The sequence below is a fragment of the Pseudomonas sp. IT-P176 genome (genome assembly GCF_949767245.1).
Classification (GTDB): Bacteria; Pseudomonadota; Gammaproteobacteria; order Pseudomonadales; family Pseudomonadaceae; genus Aquipseudomonas.
The window spans coordinates 49472-74244 of sequence record NZ_CATKPN010000029.1 but is presented as its reverse complement, the minus strand read 5'-3'; the positions used below and the strand labels follow the sequence as shown (position 1 = coordinate 74244).

Sequence of the window (24773 nt, the reverse complement as noted above, 5' to 3'; positions counted from 1 at the left end):
CATGACCTCCTCCCCCGCCCCGATCCTCATCACCGGCGCCAGCCAGCGCGTCGGCCTGCATTGCGCGCTGCGGTTGCTGGAGGCCGGGCAGCCGGTGATCATCAGCTACCGCAGCGAACGCCCGGGCGTGCAGACCCTGCGCGACCTGGGGGCAACCGCGCTGTTTGGCGACTTTTCCACGCAAGCCGGAATCCTCGCCTTCATCGCCGAGCTCAAGACTCACACCCAAAAACTACGGGCCATCGTGCACAACGCCTCGGCATGGACTGCGGAGACTGCCGATAACGAAGTCGCTGCCTTCACCCAGATGGTCAATGTGCACATGCTTGCGCCTTATCTGATCAACCTGCAGTGTGCCGAGATGCTGCGGCGCTCGAGCCCCGCCGATATCGTGCACATCAGCGACGACGTCACGCGCAAGGGCAGCAGCCAGCACATCGCCTATTGCGCCAGCAAAGCCGGGCTCGATAGCCTGACCCTGTCGTTCGCCGCCAAGTACGCGCCGCACATCAAGGTCAACGGCATCGCTCCCGCCCTGCTACTGTTCAACCCCGACGACGACGCGGCGTACCGCGCCAAGGCCTTGGCCAAGTCGGCGCTGGGCATCGAACCCGGCAGCGAAGTGGTCTACCAGAGCCTGCGCTATTTGCTGGACAACCCCTATGTCACCGGCACGACCCTGACCGTCAACGGCGGACGGCACGTCAAATAGGCCGCCCCCGCGAGGATGTTCCATGCCATTGTCCCTGCCCCAGAATTACCGCGAGATCCTCATCGGTCTTGGCGAAGACCCAGACCGCGAAGGCCTGCTCGATACCCCGGCCCGCGCGGCCAAGGCCATGCAGTATCTGTGTCATGGTTACGCGCAAAGCGTCGATGAGATCGTCAACGGTGCCTTGTTTGCCTCTGACAACGATGAAATGGTGATCGTCGACAACATCGAGTTGTACTCACTCTGCGAACATCACTTGCTGCCCTTCATCGGCAAGGCCCATGTGGCTTATATTCCTACCGGCAAGGTACTGGGCCTGTCGAAGATCGCCAGGATCGTCGACATGTTTGCCCGGCGCCTGCAGATCCAGGAGAACCTCACCCGGCAGATTGCCGACGCCGTGCAGCGCGTGACGGGGGCCGCCGGCGTTGCGGTGGTGATCGAGGCCCGGCACATGTGCATGATGATGCGCGGCGTGGAAAAACAGAATTCGACCATGAACACCTCGGTGATGCTCGGCGCCTTTCGCGACTCGAGCAACACTCGCCAGGAGTTCCTGCAATTGATTGGACGGAGCAAGTAGCAATGCCACAACTTCAACCAGGAATGGCCCGCATTCGGGTCAAGGACCTGTGCCTGCGGACCTTCATCGGCATCAATGAAGACGAGATCCTCAACAAGCAGGACGTGCTGATCAACCTGACGATCCTCTATGCGGCACAGGAAGCGGTGCGCGATAACGACATCGACCACGCGCTCAACTATCGCACCATTACCAAGGCGATCATCGCGCACGTGGAAGGCAATCGTTTTGCCCTGCTCGAACGCATGACCCAGGAATTGCTGGACCTGGTGATGGCCAACCAAAGCGTGCTGTACGCCGAGGTCGAAGTCGACAAACCCCACGCCCTGCGTTTCGCCGAGTCGGTGTCGATTACCCTCGCAGCAAGCCGCTAGCTTCAAGCGGCAAGCTGCAAGCGCTAAACTTGCCGCCACCGCCATCCAACTTGCAGCTTGAAGCTTGCCGCTTGAAGCTGTCTCGCAGAGACCGCCATGACCGAACAACAACGCCTGGAACTCGAAGCCGCCGCCTTTCGCCGGCTGGTTGCCCACCTGGACAGCCGCAAGGACGTGCAGAACATCGACCTGATGAACCTCTCGGGTTTCTGCCGCAACTGCCTGTCCAAGTGGTACAAGGCTGCGGCCGACGATCGCCAGATCGACGTCAGCCTCGATGACGCCCGCGAAGTGGTCTACGGCATGCCGTACGCCGAGTGGAAAGCCCAATACCAGCAAGAAGCCAGCGCCGAGCAGCAAGCCGCGTTCGCCAAAGGAAAGACCCATGACTGACCTGAACACCCTGCGCGCCAGCCTCAAGACCGGTGAACATGCATTTGCCCAGACCCTGGCCTTCATCGGCGCGAACTACGACTACCAGCCGCAAGCCTTCAATAACGGTGGCGTGGAAAACGCCGCCGGACAGAACGAAGGTTCGTGCAAGACCCTCGGCCTGGCTGTGCTGGAAGGCTTGAGCGATGAAGAAACCCTGCTGGCATTCGGTGAGCACTACCGTGCTGTGCTGGCCACCCCAGAGGGCAGTGACCACGGCAATATCCGTGCGCTGATGATCCATGGGTTGGCGGGGGTCAAGCTCTCGGCACAACCGCTGGCACGGCGCTGACTGCACCGCTGGAGCTTTTTCAGCGCTACAAAAAAACCGGCCGAAGCCGGTTTTTTCATGCCCAAAGAATCAAGCGTTCTTCAGGTTATCCAGGTAACGCTCTGCGTCCAGTGCGGCCATGCAGCCAGCACCGGCGGAGGTGATGGCCTGGCGGTAGACGTGGTCAGCCACGTCGCCGGCGGCAAAGATACCTTCGATGCTGGTGGCAGTGGCGTTGCCGTCACGGCCGCCCTGCACAACCATGTAGCCGTCCTTGAGGGTCAACTGGCCTTCGAACAGCGAGGTGTTCGGGGTGTGGCCGATGGCGATGAACACGCCGTCGACTTTCAACTCGTCGAAGCTGCCGTCGTTGTTCTTCAGGCGCGCACCGGTCACGCCCATGTTGTCACCCAGCACTTCGTCCAGGTTGGAGTTGAGCTTGAGGATGATCTTGCCTTCGGCCACACGGGCGTTCAGCTTGTCGATCAGGATCTTCTCGGCGCGGAAGGTCTCGCGGCGGTGCACCAGGGTCACGGTGCTGGCGATGTTGGCCAGGTACAGGGCTTCTTCCACGGCGGTGTTACCGCCACCAACCACAGCGACCGGCTTGTTGCGATAGAAGAAACCATCGCAGGTAGCGCAGGCCGAAACGCCCTTGCCCATGAACGCTTCTTCCGACGGCAGGCCCAGGTAACGTGCGCTGGCGCCGGTGGCGATGATCAGCGCGTCACAGGTGTAAGTGCCGCTGTCGCCAGTCAGGGTGTAAGGCTTGGCTGCGAAGTCGACGGCATTGATGTGGTCGAACACGATTTCGGTCTCGAAGCGCTCGGCGTGCTCTTTCATCCGCTCCATCAGCGCCGGGCCGGTCAGGCCATGGACGTCGCCAGGCCAGTTGTCGACTTCGGTGGTGGTGGTCAGTTGACCGCCAGCCTGCATGCCGGTGATCAGCAGCGGCTTGAGGTTGGCACGGGCGGCATAGACCGCGGCGCTGTAACCGGCAGGGCCGGAACCGAGAATAATCACTCGCGAATGACGTACATCAGACATGACTCACTCCTATCGACCGGCCGGTATTACCTGGCGCGGGTGCCGGATTGCCGGCTGGAATAAAAAAGGACCGTGACAGCACTTGGGGAAGTGCATCGCGCGACAGTCCTGAAAAATAATGGGTGCAGCGTATCGAGGAGGCGAAGATTAAGGAAATACCGTTTAACAATCCAGCTCATAGGCGGTCTCTATCTCCAAGCGGCCGATTTAACGGCGCCTTTGTTACAGTTAATGTCGATCCGCTTGCCATGCTTTCGCCTGTGGGGCAAAGCCGGTAAGGTCGGCGCGTTTTCCCCTTGCTCGGAGCACCTTATGCCCGCCCCCGTTCTGTCCGGCCCGCAATACCTGCGCGAAGGCCTCAAGCTGGTCTTGAGTCCCGGCCTGCGCTTGTTCGTGCTGCTGCCGCTGGCCATCAACCTGGTGCTGTTCGTCGGCTTGATCTACCTGGCCGGCCACCAGTTCAGCCTGTGGGTCGACACCCTGATGCCGTCGCTGCCCGACTGGCTGAGCTTCCTCAGTTATGTTCTCTGGCCAATGTTCGTGGTGTTGGTGGCGCTGATGGTGTTTTTCACCTTCACCCTGCTGGCCAACGTGATCGCTGCGCCCTTCAACGGCTTTCTTGCCGAGAAAGTCGAAGTGGTGGTCCGCGGCACCGATGACTTCCCGGCCTTCAGCTGGGGCGAACTGATGGCCATGGTCCCACGCACCCTGGCCCGGGAAATGCGCAAACTGGGGTACTTCCTGCCCCGGGCGTTGGCGCTGTTCATCTTGTCGTTCATTCCGGTGGTCAACCTGATCGCCGCACCGCTGTGGTTGATCTTCGGGGTGTGGATGATGGCGATCCAGTACATCGACTACCCGGCAGACAACCACAAGCTGGGCTGGAACGAGATGCTCGCCTGGCTGCGGGAAAAACGCTGGCAGAGCATGAGCTTTGGCGGGATCGTCTATCTAGTGCTGCTGATTCCGGTGGTGAACATTCTGATGATGCCGGCCGCAGTGGCGGGGGCGACCCTGTTCTGGGTGCGTGAGCGCGGTGCGGAAAACCTGGTAACCAGCCAGGGCTGAGCCGGTCATCAATTCATCATCACCCTGACACAATGACGACATGACCCCAACTGACACTGGGGTCATGACGACAACTCTGCATATCACCCTGATCACCGAAACCTTCCCTCCGGAAATCAACGGCGTGGCCAATACCCTGGGCCGCTTGTGTGATGGCCTGCGCGCCCGTGGGCACCAGGTCGAACTGGTGCGCCCGCGCCAGGACGGCGATCCGGCCCTGGCCAGCGACGACGCCCTGCTGCTCTGCCGTGGCTGGCCGCTGCCGGGATATCCGGGGTTGCAGTGGGGTCAGTCGTCGATGCACAAACTGCTCAGGCGCTGGAAACGCCAGCGCCCGGACGTGCTGTACATCGCCACCGAAGGCCCGCTGGGCCTGTCGGCCCTGCGGGCAGCGCGGCGCCTGGGGATCTCGGTGGTGAGCGGTTTCCACACCAATTTCCAGCAATACACCAGTCAGTACGGTCTCGGTTTGCTGACCCGGATGCTGACGCATTACTTGCGCTGGTTTCATAACCGTTCGACGCTGACACTGGTGCCGAGCGTCAGCCAGCGACTGGAACTGGAACGCCGGCATTTCGAGCGCCTGGCGCTGTTGTCCCGGGGCGTCGACAGCCAGTTGTTTCATCCGACCAAACGGCTGAACGCCTTGCGTGAGCAATGGGGCCTGGCTGAGGGAGACATCGCGGTCATGCACGTCGGTCGGCTCGCCCCCGAAAAAAACCTTGGCCTGCTCAAACGTTGTTTCGAAAAGCTGTGCAGTACTTATCCACAGCGCAATCTGAAATTGATCGTGGTCGGCGACGGGCCGCAACGCGTGGCACTGGAAAAGGAGCTGCCGCAGGCGATCTTCTGTGGCTCACAGCGCGGTGAGGCCTTGGCGGCGCACTATGCGTGCGGGGATGTGTTTGTGTTTCCGAGCTTGACCGAAACCTTCGGTAATGTGGTGCTGGAGGCGCTGGCCTCCGGGCTGGGCGTGGTGGCTTATGATCAGGCCGCGGCGGCGCAGCATATTCGCCATGGCTATAACGGCGTGTTGGCGATGCCGGGCGATGAAGAGGCGTTCTGCGATGCGGCAGCGTGGTTGCTGGAGGAGGATGAAACCCTGCGCTGCGTGCGCCTGAATGCGCGACAGCACGCGAGCCGCCAGGGTTGGGCGGCGATCATCGAGCAGTTCGAAGACCAATTGCGCGGGGCCTGTCAGGTCCCCGCGCCAGAGAAGGTTGCGGTGGCGCTTAAACCAGCGTCATCAACGCTTCGCGACTGAACGGCAGAATCTCGCCTTCACGGCCATCGCGGACTTTCTGCGCCCAGTCCGGGTCAACCAGCAGCGCCCGCCCTACCGCCACCAGATCGAACTCATCGTTGTTCAGGCGCTCCAGCAGGTTTTCCAGGCTGGCCGGCTGCGCCACCTTGTCAGTGTTGACCATGAACTGCAGGAATTCGCCGTCCAGGCCCACGCTGCCCACGGTGATGGTCGGCTTGCCGGTCAGCACGCGAGTCCAGCCGGCCAGGTTGAGGTCGGAACCGTCAAACTCCGGCTCCCAGAAACGCCGTGTCGAGCAATGGAAAATGTCCACACCAGCGTCGGACAACGGCTTGAGGAACTCACCCAGCGCCTCGGGCGTCTGCACCAGGCGCGCGGTGTAGTCCTGCTGCTTCCACTGGGAGAAACGGAAAATGATCGGGAATCCTTCGCCGACCGCTGCCCGCACCGCCTGGATCAATTCGATGGCAAAGCGCGAGCGGTTGGCCAGGCTACCGCCGTACTGATCGGTACGCTGGTTACTGGTCTCCCAGAAGAACTGGTCCAGCAGGTAGCCGTGGGCGCCGTGGATTTCCACGCCGTCCATGCCGATGCTCTGCGCATCCTTGGCGGCCTGGGCGAAGGCAGCGATTACTTCCTGGATATCCTGTTCGGTCATGCCGTGCACCACGACCTGGCCGTCCTTGAGCTTTTCCGACGGACCATAGCCCGGAACACTGGCGTCCGGCTCGGTGCCGATGCGCCGCACGCTACCGACGTGCCAGAGTTGCGGAACGATCTTGCCACCTTCGGCATGCACCGCGTCCACGACCTTTTTCCAGCCGGCCAAGGCCGCTTCACCATAGAACTGCGGAACGTTCGGGTAACCGTTGGCCGCCTTGTGGCCGACCGTGGTGCCCTCGGTGATGACCAGGCCCACGCCAGCCGCCGCGCGACGACGGTAGTACTCGATGACTTTCGAGTTCGGCACGCCGCCCGGGGAAAACGAACGGGTCATGGGTGCCATGACCACACGGGTCGGCAATTGCAGGGTACCCAGGGAAAACGGCTTAAACAGGGCTTGTACAGGCATGCGGCACTCCACAGGGATCCAAGGTTTATGACGGGGATAATATGGAGTGAGCGCGCGCTTGAATAGCACTATTGATTGCAGTGATTAAGGACCAAAAGATAGGAAATATTGTAGGAGCGAGTGCCCGCTTGCGGCTCGCTCCTACAGGGGGGAGATATCAGCTCAGCGCTTTTTCAATAGCCTGGACGACCGCAGGATCATCCGGTGCCGTACGCGGCGAAAAACGCGCCAGCACCCGGCCGTCCTTGCCCAGCAGGAACTTTTCGAAATTCCAGGTGATGTCGCCAGGAAACTCCGCACCCTCGCCCGCCAGCAGACGGTACAACTGATGGCGCTCATGGCCGTTGACTTCCAGCTTGCTGGACAACGGAAAGCTCACGCCGTAGTTGAGGCTGCAGAAATCCTTGATCTCGTCTTCAGTGCCCGGCTCCTGGCCGGCGAACTGGTTGCAAGGCAAGCCCAGCACGCTGAAGCCTTGGCCTTTGTACTGCTGGTAGAGGCTTTCCAGGGCGGCATATTGTGGGGTCAAACCACACTTGGAGGCCACGTTGACCACCAATACGACATGCCCTTTGAAGGGCGCCAGCGGTAACGCCTGGCCGTCCAACGCTTTTAAAGTAAGGTCGTGAAAAGCACTCATGATGAACTCCAGATATCCCGTGTTTTTCTCGAAACGCCCTTCAACCGCACTCTCGCCCGGCGCCCTTTAACCGGCGCCGACTAAAAAGGCGCCCAAAGGCGCCTCTCCAGATACCTGAGCTTAGCGCAGAAATCAGTGGTGATGACCACCTTCGCCATGGACGTGACCATGGGCGACTTCTTCTTCGCTGGCGTCACGGATGTCGATGATCTTCACTTGGAAGTTCAGGCGCTGGCCGGCCAACGGGTGGTTGCCGTCAACGGTCACGTCGTCGCCGTCCAGGTCACGGATGGTGACGATCTGCATTTGGCCGTCTGGCGCGGAAGCGTGGAACTGCATGCCCACTTCCAGTTCGTCGACGCCTTCGAACATGCTGCGGCTCAGGGTGCTGACCAGCTCGGCGGCGTATTCGCCGTAAGCGTCTTCAGGTTCAACAGCTACGGTCAGTTCGTCGCCGACAGCTTTACCTTCCAGGGCTTTTTCCAGGCCTGGAATGATGTTACCTGCGCCTTGCAGGTAGACCAGCGGCGCGCCGCCGGCGGAGCTGTCGATGACCTCACCAGCGTCGTTGGTCAGGGTATAGTCGATGGAGACAGCCTTATTGGCGGCGATCAGCATGGGGCGAGACCTTTTGCAGAAGAATAAAGAATGGACAAGTTTAGCGAAGCAAACGCCCGAAAGCGAACGGAACCCTGACCAACGGCCCGCTTCGAAAGCTTCAATCATCACCGGTTTCCATCTGGACGAGGATGGGCACTGGGTGGCCGAGCTGTCCTGTGGTCATACCCAGCACCTGCGCCACCAGCCTCCCTGGCAATCCCGGGCCTGGGTCCTGGACCCGTTGCAGCGCCAGGAAAAAATAGGCCAGGCCTTTGATTGCGGTTGGTGCGCTCAAGGCCCGGTTAGCGATAACCTTGGCGTCTGAAATTTCGGTAGGAGGCCAGTCATAGGCCTTCACCTTGCCATGCACCTCTAGAGAATCCGCATGCAAACTTTTTTTATCGCACCCACCGATTTTGGTGTGGGCCTGACTTCCATCAGCCTCGGGCTGGTGCGTACCCTGGAACGTGCTGGGTTGAAAGTCGGCTTCTTCAAACCGATTGCCCAGCCGCACCCCGGCGACACCGGGCCTGAACGCTCCACCGAACTGGTGGCCCGTACCCATGGCCTGAAGCCGCCTCAACCGTTGGGCCTGGCGCATGTCGAGCGGATGCTCGGCGACGGCCAACTGGACGAACTGCTGGAAGAAATCATCACCCTGTACCAGCAAGCCGCCGTCGGCAAAGACGTGCTGATCGTCGAAGGCATGGTGCCGACCCGCAGCGCCAGCTATGCCGCCCGGGTCAACCTGCACCTGGCCAAAAGCCTGGATGCCGAGGTGATCCTGGTCTCGGCGCCGGAAAACGAAGTGCTCACCGAACTGTCCGGGCGCGTCGAGTTGCAGGCGCAACTGTTCGGCGGCCCGAAAGACCCGAAAGTCCTCGGCGTGATCCTCAACAAGGTCAAGACCGAGGAAAGCATGGAGGCCTTCGCCGCGCGCCTGAAAGAACACTCGCCGTTGCTGCGCAGCGGTGACTTCCGGCTGCTCGGCTGTATCCCGTTCCAGCCGGAGCTCAACGCCCCGCGTACCCGCGATGTGGCCGACCTGATGGGTGCGCAAGTGCTCAATGCCGGCGACTTCGAAACCCGGCGCATGACCAAGATCATCATTTGTGCGCGGACCATGCGCAACACCGTGGAGCTGCTCAAGCCCGGCGTGCTGGTGGTGACCCCGGGAGATCGCGACGACATCATCCTGGCAGTCAGCCTGGCGGCGATGAACGGCGTGCCGCTGGCCGGCCTGCTGCTGACCAGTGACACCCTGCCCGACCCGCGCATCATGGACCTGTGCCGCGGTGCATTGCAGGCCGGCTTGCCGGTGCTGTCGGTGAGCAGCGGCTCCTACGACACCGCCAACCAGTTGAACGGCCTGAACAAGGAAATCCCGATCGATGACCGCGAGCGCGCGGAAATCATCACTGACTTCGTCGCCAGTCACCTCGACGCCAACTGGCTGCACCAGCGCTGTGGTACGCCGCGAGAAATGCGCCTGTCGCCCGCGGTGTTCCGCTATCAGTTGATCCAGCGCGCCCAGGCAGCCAACAAGCGCATCGTCCTGCCCGAGGGCAGCGAGCCCTTGACCGTGCAGGCGGCAGCCATCTGTCAGGCTCGCGGCATTGCCCGATGCGTGTTGCTGGCCAAACCGGCGGACGTCGAGGCTGTGGCGCGCGCCCAGGGCATCGAGCTGCCGCCTGGCCTGGAGATTCTCGACCCGGACCTGATCCGCGACCGTTATGTCGAACCAATGGTTGCCCTGCGCAAGACCAAGAGCCTCAACGCGCCGATGGCCGAGCAGCAACTGGAAGACACCGTGGTGATCGGCACCATGATGCTGGCGCTGGACGAGGTCGACGGGCTGGTGTCCGGGGTCATTCACTCCACCGCCAATACCATCCGCCCTGCCCTGCAACTGATTAAAACCGCACCGGGCTGCACCTTGGTGTCCTCGGTGTTCTTCATGCTGTTTCCAGAGGAAGTGCTGGTCTACGGCGACTGCATCATGAACCCGCACCCCAGCGCCAACGAGCTGGCGGAAATCGCCCTGCAAAGCGCCGACTCCGCCGCCGCCTTCGGCATCACGCCACGGGTGGCGATGCTCAGCTACTCCAGTGGCGACTCGGCCAGCGGCGAAGAAGTGGAGAAAGTACGCGAGGCCACGCTATTGGCCCACGAAGCGCAAAATTCGCTGCTGATCGACGGGCCGCTGCAGTACGACGCCGCCGCCAACGCAGACGTCGCGCGACAACTGGCCCCCAACAGCCAGGTAGCCGGGCGCGCCACGGTGTTCATTTTCCCCGACCTCAACAGTGGCAACACCACCCACAAGGCCGTGCAGCGCAGTGCCGATTGCGTCAGCCTCGGACCGATGCTGCAAGGCCTGCGCAAACCAGTGAACGACTTGCCGCGCGGCGCGCAGGTCGACGACATCGTCTACACCATCGCCCTGACCGCGATTCAGGCCGCCAACCGACCTATGGATCTCTAAATGCTGGATTTTCTCCCTGGCGCCCTGCGTGGCGTGATCGCTGCGCTGCTACTGGCACTCAACACCCTGCTGTTGTGTTCGTTCCTGTTCTGCGTGGCGATCTTCAAGGTCCTGCCGTTCGCCCTCACCCAGCGCTTCACCGCCTGGCTGATGAACCACACCCATGAGGCCTGGATCAGTAACAACAAGGCTTGGATGCGGCTGGTCTGCCGCACCCGCTGGCACCTCAGCGGCCTTGAAGGCCTGGACTACCAGCACTCGTACCTGATCACCAGCAACCACCAGAGCTGGGTCGACATCATGGTGCTGCAGTACCTGTTGAACCGGAAAATCCGCCCGCTGAAATTTTTCCTCAAGCAGGAGTTGATCTGGGTCCCGGTAATTGGCCTGGCCTGGTGGGCCCTGGGCTTTCCGTTCATGAAGCGCTACTCCAAGGCCTACCTGGAAAAACACCCGGAGAAGAAAGGCAAGGACCTGGAAACCACCCGCAAGACCTGTGCGAAATTTCGCAACAATCCGGTGGGCATGTTCAACTTCGCCGAGGGCACGCGCTTCACCGAGGCCAAGCACAAACAGCAGCAATCACCGTTCCGCTACCTGCTCAAGCCCAAGGCCGGCGGGATTGCCTTTGTGCTGGACGCCATGGGCGAGCAGCTTGAATCAGTGGTCAATGTGACCATTCACTACCCCGCCGGGCGCCCGGGTTTCTGGGACCTGCTGTGTGGCAACGTGAAGGAGGTGGTGGTGCATTTCCAGGAGCTGTCGATCCCGGCGCAGTTCATTGGCAAGAACTACGAGCAGGATGGCGCCTACCGCCTGCAGTTCCAGGGCTGGATCAACCAGTTGTGGGAAGACAAGGATGCGCTGCTGGAGCAGATGCATCGCGAGTATCCCGCGAAGTCTTGAGGTGCCTGTACCGGCCTCTTCGCGGGCAAGCCCGCTCCCACAGGGACCGTGTCGTTCACAAATTTTGCGAACACCCTCAAAACTGTGAGAGCGGGCTTGCCCGCGAAAGCGTCGGAACAGACACAAAAAAGCCCCCAGACAATCACTTGTCTGGGGGCTTTTCCTTGCAGCTTGAAGCTAGAAACTTGCCGCTGCTCCTGCCTTAGATCGCGCCGCGGCTACGCAGCAGATCCAGCACCTGTTTGACGCTGTCTTCCAGCGACAGCGCCTGGGTGTCGACCACCAGGTCGGCGTCCAACGGCACGTCGTACGGGAAGGACTCGCCCGGGATGTTATCCCCGGCCGCCGCATACAGGCCCTGTGGATCACGTTCGGCGCAGACCGCCGGCGAAGCCTGGACGTAGACCGTCAGCAGACGGTCCTTGCCGATCAGGTCCTTGGCCTGCTCACGACCTTCGGAACTCGGCGCCACGAAGGCCGCCAGGGTCAGCAGGCCGGCTTCGTTGAGCTGCCGGGCAACATGCGCCGCACGACGCCAGTTCTCGGTGCGCCCGGCGCGATCCTGCGGCAGGCCTTTGTTCAGGTCGTGACGCAGGTTCTGGCCATCGAGCACGAACACTGCGCGGCCCATGTCGAACAGCTTGCGCTCGACCGCATAGGCCAGGGTGCTCTTGCCCGCGCCCGACAGGCCGCTGAACAGCACGGTGGCCGGCTGCTGGCCGAAGCGCTGGGCACGTTCTTCTGTGGCCACGTGCGCCAGTTTGCCGTGGTGGGTAGCACTGCCGTGAGCCACCGGCTGGGCGACGATCATGCCGGCGCCCACGGTGCCGTTGGTCAAGCGGTCGATGATGATGAACGCGCCGGTGGTGCGGTTGCTTTCGTAACCGTCGAGGGCGATCGGCGCATCGAGCGCGATCCTGACCTTGCCGATTTCGTTCAGTTGCAACGCACTGGCCGGGCCTTCTTCCAGGGTGTTGACGTCGACCTTGTTGACGATGCTGGCAATGGAGCCTGGCACGTAGCTGGTGGCGCGCTTGATGTCGTACTTCTTGCCCGGCAGCATCGGCTCTTCAGCCATCCACACCAGCATGGCTTCGAAGCTGTCGGTCACCGGCGGCACGTTGTCGGCATGTACCAGCAGGTCGCCACGGGAGATGTCGATCTCGTCTTCCATGGTCAGGGTGACCGCCTGGCCAGGACCGGCGTGCTCCAGCTCACCTTCGAAGGTGACGATGGATTTGACGCGGCTGCTCTTGCCCGAAGGCAGGACCACGATTTCGTCGCCTTTCTTGACGATACCGCTGGCCAGGGTGCCGGCGAAACCGCGGAAGTTCAGGTTGGGACGGTTGACGTACTGCACCGGGAAACGCAGGTCGGTGAAGTTACGGTCGCCCGCCACTTCGACGGTCTCGAGAATTTCCATCAGCGACTGGCCGGTGTACCACGGCGACCGCTCGGACTTGTTCACCACGTTGTCGCCCTTGAGGGCTGACATCGGCACAAAGTGCATGCTGGTGGGCTTGAGCTTCAAGCCTTCGGCGAACTGCAGGTAGTCGGCCTTGATCGACTCGAACACGCCCTGGTCGAAGTCCTTGAGGTCCATCTTGTTGATGGCCACGACGATGTGCTTGATGCCCAGCAGGGATGCGATGAAGCTGTGGCGACGGGTCTGGGTCTGCACGCCGTAGCGGGCGTCCACCAGGATGATCGCCAGGTCACAGGTCGACGCACCGGTGGCCATGTTGCGGGTGTACTGCTCATGGCCCGGGGTATCGGCAATGATGAATTTGCGTTTGGCGGTGGAGAAGTAGCGGTACGCGACATCGATGGTGATGCCTTGCTCGCGCTCAGCCTGCAGGCCGTCGACCAGCAATGCCAGGTCGATATCGTCACCGGTGGTGCCGACTTTCTTCGAGTCGCGGGTAATGGCTTCCAGATGGTCTTCGTAGATCATCTTGGAGTCGTGCAGCAGGCGCCCGATCAGGGTGCTCTTGCCGTCATCGACGTTACCGCAGGTCAGGAAACGCAGCAGTTCTTTACGTTCGTGCTGGCCCAGGTAGGCGAGGATGTCCTCGCTGATCAAATCAGATTGATGCGACATGACAGCCCCTTAGAAATAACCTTGACGTTTTTTGTCTTCCATCGAGCCGGCGCCATCGTGGTCGATGACACGGCCCTGGCGCTCGGAAGTTCGCGTCAGGAGCATTTCCTGAATGATGTCCGTGAGGCTTTCAGCCTCGGACTCCACCGCGCCCGTCAACGGGTAGCAACCAAGGGTACGGAAACGCACTTTCTTTTTGACGATGCGGGCTTTGTCTTCATCGCTCAGGTGTTCGAGGATGCGCTCGTCGTCGATCATGATCAGCGTGCCATTTTTCTCGATGACCTCGCGTTCAGCGGCGAAGTACAGCGGCACGATCGGGATGCCTTCCAGGTAGATGTACTGCCAGATATCCAGCTCGGTCCAGTTCGACAGTGGGAAGACGCGGATCGACTCGCCCTTGTTGACCTTGCCGTTGTACACGTTCCACAGCTCGGGGCGCTGGTTTTTCGGGTCCCAGCGGTGCTTGCTGTCGCGGAACGAGTACACGCGCTCCTTGGCGCGGGATTTCTCTTCATCGCGGCGCGCACCACCGAAGGCGGCGTCGAAACCATGCTTGTCCAAAGCCTGTTTCAGGCCTTCGGTCTTCATGATGTCGGTGTGTTTGGCACTGCCGTGGGTGAATGGGTTGATGCCCTGCGCAACACCGTCCGGGTTGACGTGGGTGATCAGGTCCAGGCCCAGCTCGGCGACCATTTTGTCGCGGAAGCTGTACATCTCCTGGAATTTCCACTGGGTGTCGACGTGCATCACCGGAAACGGCAGCTTGCCCGGGAAGAACGCCTTGCGTGCCAGGTGCAGCATCACGGCGGAGTCTTTACCGATGGAGTACAGCATCACCGGGTTATCGAACTCGGCGGCCACCTCGCGGATGATGTGGATGCTTTCCGCCTCCAGCTGTTTCAGATGCGTCAGTTTGTCGACCATGGCTACTCACGAAAACTTTCTTATGAACGGCCACCGGGCCGTGTTCGAGCGGGGAATCCTAGCACAGCGACCCCTTCTAATCAGGACGCCAACTAGATCGAAAGGGTATATCAATATACCGTCGCGTTCGGGTGATCCGAGCCCCCTGTAGGAGCGATTCGTCAGATGGGATTCGGGCAGTCGATGAAGATGTGCTCCAGGGCAAATCGACGCGCCAGGTACTCTCCCAGCGCCTGCACGCCGTAGCGTTCGGTGGCGTGGTGACCGGCGGCGATGAAGCTGATGCCGTTTTCCCGGGCGCTGTGGAAAGTCTGCTCCGACGCTTCACCGCTCAGGTACAGGTCGACGCCGGCCTGCACTGCCTGGTCGATATAGCCCTGCCCGCCGCCGGTGCACCAGCCGACTCGCCGGATCATCTGCTCGCCTTCGATCAACAGCGGCTCGCGGCCCATGACCTGCTGCACGTGGCGGGCAAAGTCGCGGGCGGTCATCGGTTCGGCAAGGGAGCCGACCAGCCCGACCACCTTGGCATTGTCTGGGTCCAGCGGGCCTTCCACAGTAATCTCCAGTTGCCGGGCCAGTTGCACGTTGTTGCCCACTTCCGGATGCAGGTCCAGCGGCAGGTGATAGGCCAGCAGGCTGATGTCGTGTTTGAGCAGGGTCTTGAGCCGGCGCTGCTTCATGCCGGTGATGCACGGGCTTTCACCCTTCCAGAAGTAGCCATGGTGGACCAGGATCAGGTCGGCGCTGGCTTCGACGGCGGCATCGAGCAAGGCCTGGCTGGCCGTGACGCCGCTGACGATACGCATGACTTGCGGCCGCCCCTCGACCTGCAGGCCATTGGGGCAATAATCGGCAATCCGCGAACTGCCAAGGTAACGATCCGCTTCTGCTACCAGGGTGCTCAGGGCAACGGCCATAAAAGACTCCTAAATATCCCGTTCAGAGGCACGCGCGGCCTCGTATAATGCGCGACATTATGGGCCGTCGTTGGCCCCTCGTAACCTCCCAGGATTTGTTCAATGCTCAAGGGTCTGCGTTTTTTTGGCTGGCCGCTATTGGCCGGCGTGCTGATTGCGTTGCTGATTATCCAGCGTTACCCACAGTGGGTCGGGCTTCCGAACCTGGATGTGAACCTGCAGCAGGCCCCGCAAACCACTCTGACGCAGCAGGGCCCGGTGTCCTACGCGGACGCGGTAGTCATCGCCGCACCCGCGGTGGTCAACCTCTACACCACCAAAGTGGTCAACAAGACCAGCCACCCGCTGTTCGAAGACCCGCAGTTCCGACGTTTCTTCGGCGATAACGCGCCCAAGCAGAAGCGCATGGAATCGAGCCTCGGCTCGGGCGTGATCATGAGTTCGCAAGGCTATTTGCTGACCAACAACCACGTCACCTCCGGCGCCGACCAGATCGTGGTCGCGCTCAAGGACGGTCGCGAAACCCTGGCCCGGGTTATTGGCAGTGACCCGGAAACCGACCTGGCGGTACTCAAGATCGACTTGAAGAACCTGCCGTCGATTACCGTCGGCCGCTCGGAAAGCATTCGTGTGGGTGATGTGGCACTGGCCATCGGCAACCCGTTCGGCGTCGGCCAGACCGTGACCATGGGCATCATCAGTGCCACCGGACGCAACCAGTTGGGCCTGAACAACTACGAAGACTTCATCCAGACCGATGCGGCAATCAACCCCGGCAACTCCGGTGGCGCGCTGGTGGACGCCAACGGCAACCTGACTGGCATCAACACGGCGATCTTCTCCAAGTCCGGCGGCTCCCAGGGCATCGGCTTCGCGATTCCGATCAAGCTGGCCATGGAAGTGATGAAGTCGATCATCGAGCACGGCCAGGTGATTCGTGGCTGGCTGGGCATTGAAGTGCAACCCTTGAGCCAGGAACTGGCAGAGTCGTTTGGCCTGTCCGGGCGTCCGGGCATTGTAGTGGCGGGGATTTTCCGTGACGGCCCGGCGCAGAAAGCCGGCCTGCAACTGGGGGATGTGATCCTGAGCATCGACGGTGAGCCGGCTGGCGACGGTCGGCGCTCGATGAACCAGGTGGCGCGCATCAAGCCCACCGACAAGGTCAGCATCCAGGTGATCCGCAATGGCAAGGAGCTCAAGCTGACCGCAGAAATCGGCCTGCGCCCACCTCCTGCACCCATGGTCAAGGAACAAGAGTAACGCCTGATGTAAACCCCTGTAGGAGCGAGCGCCCGTTGGCGGCTTGCTCCTACAGGGGACAGCGGTGCTTTAGAGGTCGCCCAAGCCGTCGATCAACGCCTGGTTCTGCTCCGGTGTGCCGATGGAGATACGCAGGAACTGGGCAATCCGCTCCTGCTTGAAGTGCCGGACAATCACCCCTTGCTCACGCAACTTCGCCGCCAGTGCAGCCGCATCGTGCTGCGGGTGACGGGCGAAGATGAAGTTGGCTGCCGACGGCAGGACCTCAAAGCCTTTTTCCTGCAACTGCGCGACCACTTGCTCACGACTGTCGATGACCAACTGGCAGGTCTTGGTGAAATACTCGCGATCCTCGAACGCCGCTGCCGCCCCGACAATCGCCAGGCGATCCAACGGGTAGGAGTTGAAGCTGTTCTTGATCCGCTCCAACGCCTCGATCAGGTCCGGATGACCGACGGCCAGGCCAACCCGCAAGCCGGCCAACGAGCGCGACTTGGACAGGGTCTGGGTTACCAGCAGGTTCGGATAACGGTCCACCAGGCTGATCGCCGTCTCACCGCCAAAGTCGATGTAGGCCTCATCCACCACCACCACGGAATCCGGGCTGGCCTTGAGGATCTGCTCGACGGCGTCCAGGGCCAACAGGCAGCCGGTCGGCGCGTTCGGGTTGGGGAAGATGATCCCGCCGTTCGGCCGCGCGTAGTGCGCCGGGTCGATCTGGAACTGCTCGTCCAGAGGCACCGCGTCAAAGGTGATGCCGTACAGCCCGCAGTACACCGGATAGAAGCTGTAGCTGATATCCGGGAACAGCAGCGGCTTGTCGTGCTGCAGCAGGCCGTGAAAGATGTGGGCGAGGACTTCGTCGGAACCGTTACCGAGGAACACCTGGTTACCCTGCACGCCGTAGTAGCTGGCCACGGCTTGCTTGAGCAGGTCGCTGTTGGGGTCCGGGTACAGGCGCAGGTTGTCGTTCAGCTCGACCTGCATGGCGGCCAGCGCCTTGGGCGATGGACCGTAGGGGTTTTCGTTGGTGTTGAGCTTGACCAGCTTGGTCAGCTTCGGCTGCTCGCCCGGGACGTAGGGCACCAGGTCCTTGACGAACGCACTCCAGAATTTACTCATGTTCAGTTCCCTTCCTGATCGGCAACGATGCGGTATTCGGCGCTACGGGCGTGGGCAGTCAACGACTCGCCTCGAGCCAGCACCGAGGCGGTCTTACCCAGCTCGGAGGCACCCGCTTCGGAGCAGAAGATGATCGACGAGCGCTTCTGGAAGTCGTAGACCCCCAGCGGCGAGGAAAATCGCGCGGTGCCGGAGGTCGGCAGCACGTGGTTGGGGCCGGCGCAATAATCGCCCAGGGCCTCAGAGGTGTGGCGCCCCATGAAGATCGCGCCAGCGTGACGAATCTGCGGCAGCCAGGCTTGCGGGTCGGCCACCGACAACTCCAGGTGCTCCGGGGCGATGCGGTTGGCTACGTCGATGGCTTGTTGCATGTCACGCACCTGGATCAGTGCACCACGACCGTTGATCGACGTCTGGATGATCTCGGCACGTTCCATGGTCGGCAGCAGCTTGCTGATGCTCGCCGCCACCCGGTCGAGGAATTCGGCGTCGGGACTGACCAGGATGGCCTGGGCGTCTTCGTCGTGCTCGGCCTGGGAAAACAGGTCCATGGCAATCCAGTCCGGATCGGTCTGGCCGTCGCACACCACGAGGATCTCCGAAGGCCCGGCAATCATGTCGATACCGACCTGGCCAAACACGTGGCGCTTGGCAGTGGCAACGTAGATGTTGCCCGGGCCGACCACCTTGTCGACCCGCGGCACGCTTTCGGTGCCGTAAGCCAATGCGGCAACGGCTTGAGCGCCACCGATGGTGAACACGCGGTCGACGCCGGCGATGCAGGCCGCGGCCAGCACCAGCTCATTGATTTCGCCCCGTGGCGTCGGCACCACCATGACCACCTCGGGCACACCCGCGACCTTGGCTGGAATCGCGTTCATCAGCACCGAAGACGGGTAGGAAGCCTTGCCGCCTGGCACGTACAGGCCCGCGCGATCCAGCGGCGTGACTTTCTGGCCCAGCACCGTGCCATCGGCCTCGGTGTAGCTCCAGGAGTCCTGCTTCTGCTTTTCGTGGTAGCTGCGCACACGGGCGGCGGCGACTTCCAGCGCTTCGCGCTGAGGCACGGAGATGCGGGTGAGCGCCAGCTCCAGACGCTCGCGCGGCAGGATCAGGTCGGCCATGGACTTCACGTCCAGGCCGTCGAACTGGCGGGTAAAGTCCACCAGTGCCGCATCGCCACGCTCACGCACGGCCTTGATGATGTCCAGCACCCGCTGATTGACCGAGTCGTCAGACACACTTTCCCAGCTCAGCAGATGATCCAGATGATGCGCGAAATCCGGGTCAGCAGCGTTGAGTCGGCGAATTGCAGTCGGTGCGGTCATAGCGAGAGCCTCATAGGAATGGCAAAAACTCAGGCGCCCTAAACTAGCAGTCGTTCCGCTTGGGCACCTGAGAATTCTGGCTATGAGGCGGATAGACGGGCGCGACTTAACGTCGCGCAAGTGAATCAGCCGCGGTGTCGCGACTCCACTGCCTGGCGCAGGGTGTCGATCAACGCCTGGATCCTGGCGTGTTGCATTTTCATCGAAGCCTTGTTGACGATCAGCCGGGAGCTGATCGCCGCAATGAACTCCTGTGGCTCCAGGCCGTTGGCCCGCAGCGTGTTGCCGGTATCGACCACGTCGATGATCTTGTCCGCCAGGCCGATCAGCGGTGCCAGTTCCATCGAGCCATACAGCTTGATGATGTCGACCTGGCGGCCTTGCTCGGCGTAGTAGCGCTTGGCAACGTTGACGAACTTGGTGGCGATCCGCAGGCGGCCCTTGGGCTCGATGGCACCGACTTTACCGGCAGTCATCAGCTTGCATTGGGCGATCTGCAGGTCCAGCGGCTCGTAGAGGCCCTGGCCGCCGTATTCCATCAACACATCTTTACCGGCGACGCCCAGGTCAGCGGCACCATGCTCGACGTAGGTCGGCACATCAGTGGCGCGCACGATGAGCAAGCGCACATCGGCCTGGGTCGTGGGGATGATCAGCTTGCGGCTCTTGTCCGGATTCTCGGTTGGCACGATGCCCGCTTCAGCCAGAAGCGGCAGGGTGTCGTCGAGGATGCGGCCCTTGGACAGTGCGATGGTCAACATGGGAAACGTCAGTCCTTATCAGGCAACGATGCCCGGTCGCAAACGGCGCCGGACACAGATCGAGCCCGTAACAGGCTCGACTTCAACAAATCTGTGGGCACCTCCCTGTGCCCTTGACGCAACGACTAGCCCGGTACGCGGCGGATCTTCGCGCCGAGCATCTGCAGCTTCTCTTCGATGCACTCGTAACCACGGTCTATGTGGTAGATGCGATCGATCAGCGTATCGCCTTCGGCTACCAGCGCCGAAATCACCAGGCTGGCCGAAGCACGCAGGTCGGTGGCCATGACTGGCGCGCCCTTGAGCTTGTCGATGCCGGTAACGATGGCAGTGTTGCCTTCGACCTGGATATGAGCGCCCATGCGGTGCAGCTCGTAGACGTGCATGAAACGGTTTTCGAAGATCGTCTCGATCACAGCGCCCGTGCCTTCGGCAATAGCGTTGAGGGAGATGAACTGCGCCTGCATGTCGGTCGGAAACGCCGGGTACGGAGCAGTACGCACGTTGACCGCTTTCGGTCGCTTGCCGTGCATGTTCAGCTCGATCCAGTCTTCGCCCGTGGTGATTTCAGCACCGGCTTCGCGAAGTTTTTCCAGCACCGCTTCGAGGATGGTCGGATCGGTGTCCTTGACCTTCACCCGGCCGCCGGTCACGGCTGCCGCGACCAGGTAGGTACCGGTTTCGATACGGTCCGGCATCACGCGGTAGGTGGCAGTGCCCAGGCGCTTCACGCCTTCGATGGTGATGGTGTCGGTGCCAGCGCCCTGGACGTTGGCGCCCATGGCGTTGAGGAAGTTCGCCAGGTCGACGACTTCCGGCTCACGAGCGGCGTTCTGCAGCACGCTGCGGCCGTTGGCCAGGGCTGCGGCCATCATGATGTTCTCGGTACCGGTCACACTGACGGTATCGAAGAAGAAGTTGGCCCCGCGCAAGCCGCCTTCTGGCGCCTTGGCCTTGATGTAGCCGCCTTCCACGTCGATGGTCGCGCCCATGGCTTCAAGGCCACGGATGTGCAGGTCGACCGGACGCGAACCGATGGCGCAACCGCCAGGCAGTGCCACTTCGGCCTCGCCAAAACGGGCAACCATCGGCCCCAGCACCAGGATCGAGGCACGCATGGTTTTCACCAGTTCGTACGGCGCGATCAGGGTCTTGATGGTACGTGGGTCGATTTCGACGCTGAGTTTTTCGTCGATCACAGGCTCAATGCCCATGCGACCGAACAGCTCGATCATGGTGGTGATGTCGTGCAAGTGCGGCAGGTTGGCAACCGTCACCGGGCCATCGCACAGCAGCGTTGCCGCCAGGATCGGCAGGGCAGAGTTCTTTGCCCCGGAGATACGGATTTCGCCATCAAGACGAACGCCGCCGGTAATAATCAATTTATCCATAAGAATCTCGACGCCCTTGGGCTCAGGTGCGCTCGGCCCAGGCCGCGCTGCTGAAAAATTTCATAGTGACCGCGTGGATGCTGCCATCGGCGATCCATGGGTTCAAATGGGCATAGATGCTCTGCTGACGCTTGACCGGGCTCAAAGCCACCAGTTCATCGCTAATCACGTTCAGCTGAAAGTTGCAGCCTTCGCCTTCAACTTCTACCTGAGTTCCGGGAAGCTTTCCCTCAAGGAAGCTCTTCACTTCTACGGCCTGCATGCTAAACCTCAATCGGCGCCCTGTGCGCGCGGGTCGGACATCATACAAAAAAGCCCCGCGCCTGCGAACCCCGCATAGCAGGACTCTGACGGGGGGCTTCTTTATAGATGGTAGTTAAGGGTGCGCCAAAAGCTCGGTCAAACCCGAGACCTGAGCAATTTCACGCATATCGTCAGGCAGGGCACGGATGCTCACCGCCTTGCCGGCCGCTGCCGCATCACGAATGAACGCCAGCAGCAAGGACAAGCCAACGCTGCTGGATTTCTCCACACCGGCGCAATCGAGCACCACGGCAGGTGCCGTGCTCGATTTGATCAAGGCCTGGCCCTGCTTGCGCAGGACTGGCCCGGAGCGGTAATCGAGGACTCCGCTGAGCAGCAGCTCACCGGCCTCCCCCAAACGCACGGCCGAGTCACTCATTGGCTTTGCTTCTCGGTGTTTTCCTTGGCCTTGGCCACTTCACCGGCCCAACCATTGATGGTCTTGTCCAGGTCGTTGCCGTTGCGTTGCATGGCGTCGGCGAACTGGTCACGGAACAGCTTGCCAATGTTGATGCCATTAATGATCACGTTGCGCAGTTTCCACTCGCCATTGATCTTTTCCAGGGTGTAGGACACTGGATAGATCGCGCCGTTGCTGCCCTTGACGGTCATGCCGACGCTGGTGCGGTTGCCCGACTCGTCCTTGGCCGGGTCCACGGTGATGCCCTGGTTGTTGTACTCAAGCAGCGCATTGCCATAGAACTGGAACAGGCCAGTCTTGAAGTTCTCTTCGAAGGTCTTCATCTGCGCCGGCGTGGCTTTGCGCGAATACTTGACGGTCATGATGCTCTTGGAGATGCCTTCGGCATCCACCACGGGCCCGACAATGCTGTTCAGCGCGGCGTAGAAGTCTTTCGGGTCCTGCTTGTACTTTTCCTTGTTGGCCGCCAGATCGGCGAGCAACCGGCTGGTCGTATCCTGCACCAGATCATGCGCAGAGGGCGCAGCCACGGCGTTAGCCACCAGCGGCAAGGCCGCGAGCAGTACCAACAGGCCACGTCGCAAGGTAGAGATCATGGAAAAACTCCTCATTTAGCTTCTTTACTAACAGTATTGAGCAGGAATTTACCGATCAGGTCTTCGAGCACCAGCGAGGACTGCGTGTCATGGATGGTCCCGCCATCCTTGAGCAAGGATTCTTCGCCGCCCACGCTGATACCGATGTATTTCTCGCCCAACAGGCCAGCGGTGAGGATAGATGCAGTGGAGTCGGACGGCAGGTTATCTACCCGTTTTTCCAGCTGCAGCGTCACACGTCCGGTGAAACTGTCGCGATCCAGATCGATTGCCGTGACCTTGCCGATGGTCACACCGGCCATGGTCACTTTCGATCTGACAGTCAAACCGGCGATATTGTCGAAATACGCATAAAGTTTATAGCTGTCGGTGCTCGACACCGGGGACAGTCCACTGACCCGCAGGGCAAGCAACAGTAAAGCCAGGATGCCAGCCAGCAAGAAAAGGCCGACACCGATTTCCAGGGTGCGGTTTTGCATCAGAAATCTCCAAACATCAAGGCGGTCAGAATAAAGTCCAGGCCGAGAATGGCCAATGAGGCATACACCACGGTCTTGGTGGTGGCACGACTGATCCCCTCTGAAGTGGGCTCACAGTCATAGCCTTGGAATACGGCGATCCAGGTCACGACAAAGGCAAAGACCATGCTTTTAATGACACCATTGAGCACGTCGCCATTGAACGTCACGCTGTTTTGCATGTTCGACCAGTAAGAGCCTTCATACACGCCCAGCCAGTCGACAGCCACCCAGGAACCACCCCAGATACCGACCACGCTGAAAATCATCGCCAGCAGCGGCAGGGAAATGAAGCCGGCCCATAGTCTTGGGGCAATGATGTACTTGAGCGGGTCGACGCCAATCATTTCCAGGCTGGACAACTGCTCGGTGGACTTCATGTTGCCGATTTCCGCGGTCAGCGCCGAACCGGCGCGCCCGGCAAACAGCAGCGCAGTCACCACCGGCCCCAGCTCGCGCAACAGGGTCAGCGCCACCATCTGCCCAACCGCCTGCTCCGAACCGTAGCTGGAGAGGATGTTGAAGCCTTGCAGCGCCAGCACCATGCCGATGAAGATCCCCGAGACCACAATGATCACCAGGGACATCACGCCAACCGAGTGCAGCTGCTTGATCAGCAGGCTGAACCCGCCGCCGACGCTGCCGCGCCCGAGCAAGGCGTGAAACAGGAACAATGACGAACGGCCAAGCACCGCGACGCTGTCGATGGCGGCCTGGCCGAATCGACGCACTCTCTCTATCAGTGAAGTCTTGCGCATCAGCGCTTCCCCAGAAGATCTGCGCGGTAATCCGTCGCGGGAAAATGGAAGGGTACCGGCCCGTCCGGATCACCTTTCATGAATTGGCGGATCCGCGGATTATCGGAATCCATCAGTTCGGCGGGCGTGCCCTGCCCCAATACCTGGCCATCACCGACCACATACAGGTAATCAGCGATGCTCGCGGTTTCGGCCAGGTCATGGGAAACCACGATGCTGGTGATCCCCAGAGCATCGTTGAGCAGGCGGATCAGGCGTACCAGCACCCCCATGGCGATGGGGTCCTGGCCGACGAAGGGCTCGTCGTACATGAGGATGCCCGGGTCCAGGGCAATCGCCCGGGCCAGCGCGACACGACGCTTCATGCCGCCGGACAGTTCGTCAGGCATCAACTCGGTAGCCCCGCGCAAGCCCACCGCCTGCAGTTTCATCAGGACGATGTCGCGGATCATTTCTTCGGGCAGCTGGGTATGCACGCGCAGCGGAAACGCGACGTTCTCGAATACATCGAGGTCGGTGAACAGCGCTCCGCTCTGGAACAGCACGCCCATATGCTTGCGCGCATCGAACAGATCGCTGCGCGACAGCTTGGGCAAATTCTGGCCGTTGACCCATACTTCGCCACTGGAAGGACGCAACTGCGCGCCCATCAGGCGTAGCAGCGTGGTTTTCCCGCAACCGGAAGGCCCCATGATGCCGGTGACCTTACCGCGTGGTATGCGAATATCGACATTGTTGAAAATGCTGCGCGCGCCGCGCTTGAAGGACACTCCCTTAAGCTCGACCGCGTAGGCGTTATCGGCACTCATCTAAACTCCTTGCGATGCAAGCCTCTCACTCGGACGCCGCACCCTCCGACGAGAGCACATATCATCCTTGGCAGGCCGGACAGGCGACGAACTATATCACTGCC

28 protein-coding genes are annotated in these 24773 nt (G+C 61.2%); 11 read left to right on the top strand and 17 right to left on the bottom strand.

Annotated features, from left to right (window positions below; genetic code table 11):
• The first annotated feature begins 1 nt into the window (after window position 1).
• The 5 genes from folM (at window position 2) to ACM6IP_RS03435 (ending at window position 2393) form a co-directional block, all read left to right on the top strand.
• Entirely contained in the window at window positions 2-712 is a 711-nt protein-coding gene (gene folM, locus ACM6IP_RS03455) for a dihydromonapterin reductase (RefSeq protein WP_414860944.1), read from the top strand.
• A 22-nt stretch (window positions 713-734) separates the two neighbouring features.
• Window positions 735-1295 (top strand): GTP cyclohydrolase I FolE, encoded by a 561-nt coding sequence (gene folE / locus ACM6IP_RS03450; RefSeq protein ID WP_159993800.1) that lies wholly within the window; start codon window positions 735-737, stop codon window positions 1293-1295.
• A 2-nt stretch (window positions 1296-1297) separates the two neighbouring features.
• A complete protein-coding gene (folX, locus tag ACM6IP_RS03445; RefSeq protein ID WP_027618555.1) occupies window positions 1298-1669 on the top strand; it encodes a dihydroneopterin triphosphate 2'-epimerase in 372 nt (123 codons plus the stop codon).
• A gap of 96 nt (window positions 1670-1765) precedes the next feature.
• Window positions 1766-2062 (top strand): DUF1244 domain-containing protein, encoded by a 297-nt coding sequence (locus tag ACM6IP_RS03440; RefSeq protein WP_095169378.1) that lies wholly within the window; start codon window positions 1766-1768, stop codon window positions 2060-2062.
• Window positions 2055-2393 (top strand): HopJ type III effector protein, encoded by a 339-nt coding sequence (locus ACM6IP_RS03435; protein ID WP_095169377.1) that lies wholly within the window; start codon window positions 2055-2057, stop codon window positions 2391-2393. The genes ACM6IP_RS03440 and ACM6IP_RS03435 overlap by 8 nt, the downstream gene beginning before the upstream one ends.
• A 69-nt stretch (window positions 2394-2462) precedes the next feature.
• Here ACM6IP_RS03435 and trxB read toward each other — a convergent pair whose 3' ends face one another.
• Window positions 2463-3419 carry a thioredoxin-disulfide reductase gene (trxB, locus tag ACM6IP_RS03430; RefSeq protein WP_095169376.1) on the bottom strand — a complete coding sequence of 319 codons (957 nt, stop codon included), beginning with the start codon at window positions 3417-3419 and terminating at the stop codon, window positions 2463-2465.
• A gap of 312 nt (window positions 3420-3731) precedes the next feature.
• Here trxB and cysZ point away from each other — a divergent pair, with 312 nt between their 5' ends.
• Together cysZ and ACM6IP_RS03420 are read left to right on the top strand one after the other, a co-directional pair.
• Window positions 3732-4487: a sulfate transporter CysZ gene (gene cysZ, locus ACM6IP_RS03425; RefSeq protein WP_095169375.1), complete on the top strand. Its 756-nt coding sequence runs from the start codon at window positions 3732-3734 to the stop codon at window positions 4485-4487.
• Between the two features lie 40 nt (window positions 4488-4527).
• On the top strand, window positions 4528-5751 hold the full coding sequence (locus tag ACM6IP_RS03420; RefSeq protein ID WP_414860943.1) for a glycosyltransferase family 4 protein: 1224 nt from the start codon (window positions 4528-4530) through the stop codon (window positions 5749-5751).
• Here ACM6IP_RS03420 and ACM6IP_RS03415 read toward each other — a convergent pair.
• From ACM6IP_RS03415 to ACM6IP_RS03405, 3 genes are all read right to left on the bottom strand, one after another.
• Entirely contained in the window at window positions 5720-6823 is a 1104-nt protein-coding gene (locus ACM6IP_RS03415; RefSeq protein ID WP_159993796.1) for an NADH:flavin oxidoreductase, read from the bottom strand. The two genes, ACM6IP_RS03420 and ACM6IP_RS03415, sit on opposite strands and share 32 nt — an antisense overlap.
• A gap of 157 nt (window positions 6824-6980) precedes the next feature.
• Window positions 6981-7463: a glutathione peroxidase gene (locus ACM6IP_RS03410; RefSeq protein ID WP_095169372.1), complete on the bottom strand. Its 483-nt coding sequence runs from the start codon at window positions 7461-7463 to the stop codon at window positions 6981-6983.
• 132 nt (window positions 7464-7595) lie between these two features.
• Window positions 7596-8081, bottom strand: a complete 486-nt coding sequence (locus ACM6IP_RS03405) for an FKBP-type peptidyl-prolyl cis-trans isomerase (RefSeq protein ID WP_095169371.1) — start codon at window positions 8079-8081, stop codon at window positions 7596-7598.
• Between ACM6IP_RS03405 and ACM6IP_RS03400 the strand changes: the two genes are divergently transcribed.
• The 3 genes from ACM6IP_RS03400 to ACM6IP_RS03390 are packed head-to-tail and all read left to right on the top strand — an operon-like array spanning window position 8050 to window position 11454.
• Window positions 8050-8388 carry a DUF3565 domain-containing protein gene (locus tag ACM6IP_RS03400; RefSeq protein WP_095169370.1) on the top strand — a complete coding sequence of 113 codons (339 nt, stop codon included), beginning with the start codon at window positions 8050-8052 and terminating at the stop codon, window positions 8386-8388. The two genes, ACM6IP_RS03405 and ACM6IP_RS03400, sit on opposite strands and share 32 nt — an antisense overlap.
• 60 nt (window positions 8389-8448) lie before the next feature.
• A complete protein-coding gene (pta, locus tag ACM6IP_RS03395) occupies window positions 8449-10548 on the top strand; it encodes a phosphate acetyltransferase (protein ID WP_159993794.1) in 2100 nt (699 codons plus the stop codon).
• Window positions 10549-11454 (top strand): acyltransferase, encoded by a 906-nt coding sequence (locus tag ACM6IP_RS03390; protein ID WP_414860942.1) that lies wholly within the window; start codon window positions 10549-10551, stop codon window positions 11452-11454.
• 202 nt (window positions 11455-11656) lie between these two features.
• On the opposite strand, the gene cysN is transcribed toward ACM6IP_RS03390, so the two are convergent.
• The 3 genes from cysN to ACM6IP_RS03375 all read right to left on the bottom strand — a co-directional run bounded on the left by cysN (window position 11657) and on the right by ACM6IP_RS03375 (window position 15402).
• Complete coding sequence (gene cysN / locus ACM6IP_RS03385) at window positions 11657-13555, bottom strand: sulfate adenylyltransferase subunit CysN (protein WP_414860941.1); 1899 nt, start codon at window positions 13553-13555, stop codon at window positions 11657-11659.
• Window positions 13556-13564: 9 nt separating this feature from the next.
• Window positions 13565-14482 carry a sulfate adenylyltransferase subunit CysD gene (gene cysD / locus ACM6IP_RS03380; RefSeq protein ID WP_060542996.1) on the bottom strand — a complete coding sequence of 306 codons (918 nt, stop codon included), beginning with the start codon at window positions 14480-14482 and terminating at the stop codon, window positions 13565-13567.
• A gap of 161 nt (window positions 14483-14643) precedes the next feature.
• Complete coding sequence (locus ACM6IP_RS03375) at window positions 14644-15402, bottom strand: Nif3-like dinuclear metal center hexameric protein (RefSeq protein ID WP_095169366.1); 759 nt, start codon at window positions 15400-15402, stop codon at window positions 14644-14646.
• Between the two features lie 102 nt (window positions 15403-15504).
• Here ACM6IP_RS03375 and algW point away from each other — a divergent pair, with 102 nt between their 5' ends.
• Window positions 15505-16662, top strand: coding sequence for a Do family serine endopeptidase AlgW (gene algW, locus ACM6IP_RS03370; RefSeq protein ID WP_095169365.1), 1158 nt, complete (start codon window positions 15505-15507; stop codon window positions 16660-16662).
• Between the two features lie 69 nt (window positions 16663-16731).
• Here the strand turns inward: algW and hisC are convergent, their stop codons facing one another.
• The 10 genes from hisC to ACM6IP_RS03320 form a co-directional block, all read right to left on the bottom strand.
• The gene (gene hisC, locus ACM6IP_RS03365) at window positions 16732-17784 is read right to left on the bottom strand and encodes a histidinol-phosphate transaminase (protein ID WP_095169364.1); all 1053 of its coding nucleotides are present in this window, start codon (window positions 17782-17784) and stop codon (window positions 16732-16734) included.
• Window positions 17785-17786: 2 nt separating this feature from the next.
• Window positions 17787-19112: a histidinol dehydrogenase gene (gene hisD, locus ACM6IP_RS03360; protein ID WP_159993786.1), complete on the bottom strand. Its 1326-nt coding sequence runs from the start codon at window positions 19110-19112 to the stop codon at window positions 17787-17789.
• 125 nt (window positions 19113-19237) lie between these two features.
• Window positions 19238-19873, bottom strand: coding sequence for an ATP phosphoribosyltransferase (hisG, locus tag ACM6IP_RS03355; RefSeq protein ID WP_095169362.1), 636 nt, complete (start codon window positions 19871-19873; stop codon window positions 19238-19240).
• Between the two features lie 125 nt (window positions 19874-19998).
• Window positions 19999-21264, bottom strand: coding sequence for a UDP-N-acetylglucosamine 1-carboxyvinyltransferase (gene murA / locus ACM6IP_RS03350; RefSeq protein WP_095169361.1), 1266 nt, complete (start codon window positions 21262-21264; stop codon window positions 19999-20001).
• A 22-nt stretch (window positions 21265-21286) separates the two neighbouring features.
• On the bottom strand, window positions 21287-21526 hold the full coding sequence (locus ACM6IP_RS03345; protein ID WP_003439919.1) for a BolA family protein: 240 nt from the start codon (window positions 21524-21526) through the stop codon (window positions 21287-21289).
• A gap of 114 nt (window positions 21527-21640) precedes the next feature.
• Complete coding sequence (locus ACM6IP_RS03340) at window positions 21641-21946, bottom strand: lipid asymmetry maintenance protein MlaB (protein WP_095169360.1); 306 nt, start codon at window positions 21944-21946, stop codon at window positions 21641-21643.
• Window positions 21943-22584, bottom strand: coding sequence for a phospholipid-binding protein MlaC (locus ACM6IP_RS03335; protein ID WP_095169359.1), 642 nt, complete (start codon window positions 22582-22584; stop codon window positions 21943-21945). The genes ACM6IP_RS03340 and ACM6IP_RS03335 overlap by 4 nt, the downstream gene beginning before the upstream one ends.
• Before the next feature lie 11 nt (window positions 22585-22595).
• Entirely contained in the window at window positions 22596-23063 is a 468-nt protein-coding gene (mlaD, locus tag ACM6IP_RS03330; RefSeq protein ID WP_027618532.1) for an outer membrane lipid asymmetry maintenance protein MlaD, read from the bottom strand.
• On the bottom strand, window positions 23063-23860 hold the full coding sequence (gene mlaE / locus ACM6IP_RS03325; RefSeq protein ID WP_095169358.1) for a lipid asymmetry maintenance ABC transporter permease subunit MlaE: 798 nt from the start codon (window positions 23858-23860) through the stop codon (window positions 23063-23065). Before mlaE ends, mlaD begins: the two co-directional genes overlap by 1 nt.
• Window positions 23860-24669 carry an ATP-binding cassette domain-containing protein gene (locus tag ACM6IP_RS03320; protein ID WP_095169357.1) on the bottom strand — a complete coding sequence of 270 codons (810 nt, stop codon included), beginning with the start codon at window positions 24667-24669 and terminating at the stop codon, window positions 23860-23862. The genes mlaE and ACM6IP_RS03320 overlap by 1 nt, the downstream gene beginning before the upstream one ends.
• Window positions 24670-24773 lie beyond the last annotated feature (104 nt).

Bases quoted from the DNA above. Each gene is read 5' to 3' on its own strand.
- ACM6IP_RS03410 (WP_095169372.1), bottom strand. From the start codon at position 7,463: ATGAGTGCTTTTCACGACCTTACTTTAAAAGCGTTGGACGGCCAGGCG.
- ACM6IP_RS03405 (WP_095169371.1), bottom strand. From the start codon at position 8,081: ATGCTGATCGCCGCCAATAAGGCTGTCTCCATCGACTATACCCTGACC.
- hisD (WP_159993786.1), bottom strand. From the start codon at position 19,112: ATGACCGCACCGACTGCAATTCGCCGACTCAACGCTGCTGACCCGGAT.
- hisC (WP_095169364.1), bottom strand. From the start codon at position 17,784: ATGAGTAAATTCTGGAGTGCGTTCGTCAAGGACCTGGTGCCCTACGTC.
- ACM6IP_RS03420 (WP_414860943.1), top strand. From the start codon at position 4,528: ATGACCCCAACTGACACTGGGGTCATGACGACAACTCTGCATATCACC.
- ACM6IP_RS03440 (WP_095169378.1), top strand. From the start codon at position 1,766: ATGACCGAACAACAACGCCTGGAACTCGAAGCCGCCGCCTTTCGCCGG.
- ACM6IP_RS03375 (WP_095169366.1), bottom strand. From the start codon at position 15,402: ATGGCCGTTGCCCTGAGCACCCTGGTAGCAGAAGCGGATCGTTACCTT.
- folE (WP_159993800.1), top strand. From the start codon at position 735: ATGCCATTGTCCCTGCCCCAGAATTACCGCGAGATCCTCATCGGTCTT.
- ACM6IP_RS03340 (WP_095169360.1), bottom strand. From the start codon at position 21,946: ATGAGTGACTCGGCCGTGCGTTTGGGGGAGGCCGGTGAGCTGCTGCTC.
- trxB (WP_095169376.1), bottom strand. From the start codon at position 3,419: ATGTCTGATGTACGTCATTCGCGAGTGATTATTCTCGGTTCCGGCCCT.
- folX (WP_027618555.1), top strand. From the start codon at position 1,298: ATGCCACAACTTCAACCAGGAATGGCCCGCATTCGGGTCAAGGACCTG.
- mlaD (WP_027618532.1), bottom strand. From the start codon at position 23,063: ATGCAAAACCGCACCCTGGAAATCGGTGTCGGCCTTTTCTTGCTGGCT.
- cysN (WP_414860941.1), bottom strand. From the start codon at position 13,555: ATGTCGCATCAATCTGATTTGATCAGCGAGGACATCCTCGCCTACCTG.
- ACM6IP_RS03400 (WP_095169370.1), top strand. From the start codon at position 8,050: ATGGAGACAGCCTTATTGGCGGCGATCAGCATGGGGCGAGACCTTTTG.
- ACM6IP_RS03320 (WP_095169357.1), bottom strand. From the start codon at position 24,669: ATGAGTGCCGATAACGCCTACGCGGTCGAGCTTAAGGGAGTGTCCTTC.
- cysD (WP_060542996.1), bottom strand. From the start codon at position 14,482: ATGGTCGACAAACTGACGCATCTGAAACAGCTGGAGGCGGAAAGCATC.
- pta (WP_159993794.1), top strand. From the start codon at position 8,449: ATGCAAACTTTTTTTATCGCACCCACCGATTTTGGTGTGGGCCTGACT.
- ACM6IP_RS03390 (WP_414860942.1), top strand. From the start codon at position 10,549: ATGCTGGATTTTCTCCCTGGCGCCCTGCGTGGCGTGATCGCTGCGCTG.
- hisG (WP_095169362.1), bottom strand. From the start codon at position 19,873: ATGTTGACCATCGCACTGTCCAAGGGCCGCATCCTCGACGACACCCTG.
- algW (WP_095169365.1), top strand. From the start codon at position 15,505: ATGCTCAAGGGTCTGCGTTTTTTTGGCTGGCCGCTATTGGCCGGCGTG.
- cysZ (WP_095169375.1), top strand. From the start codon at position 3,732: ATGCCCGCCCCCGTTCTGTCCGGCCCGCAATACCTGCGCGAAGGCCTC.
- ACM6IP_RS03345 (WP_003439919.1), bottom strand. From the start codon at position 21,526: ATGCAGGCCGTAGAAGTGAAGAGCTTCCTTGAGGGAAAGCTTCCCGGA.
- murA (WP_095169361.1), bottom strand. From the start codon at position 21,264: ATGGATAAATTGATTATTACCGGCGGCGTTCGTCTTGATGGCGAAATC.
- mlaE (WP_095169358.1), bottom strand. From the start codon at position 23,860: ATGCGCAAGACTTCACTGATAGAGAGAGTGCGTCGATTCGGCCAGGCC.
- ACM6IP_RS03335 (WP_095169359.1), bottom strand. From the start codon at position 22,584: ATGATCTCTACCTTGCGACGTGGCCTGTTGGTACTGCTCGCGGCCTTG.
- folM (WP_414860944.1), top strand. From the start codon at position 2: ATGACCTCCTCCCCCGCCCCGATCCTCATCACCGGCGCCAGCCAGCGC.
- ACM6IP_RS03415 (WP_159993796.1), bottom strand. From the start codon at position 6,823: ATGCCTGTACAAGCCCTGTTTAAGCCGTTTTCCCTGGGTACCCTGCAA.
- ACM6IP_RS03435 (WP_095169377.1), top strand. From the start codon at position 2,055: ATGACTGACCTGAACACCCTGCGCGCCAGCCTCAAGACCGGTGAACAT.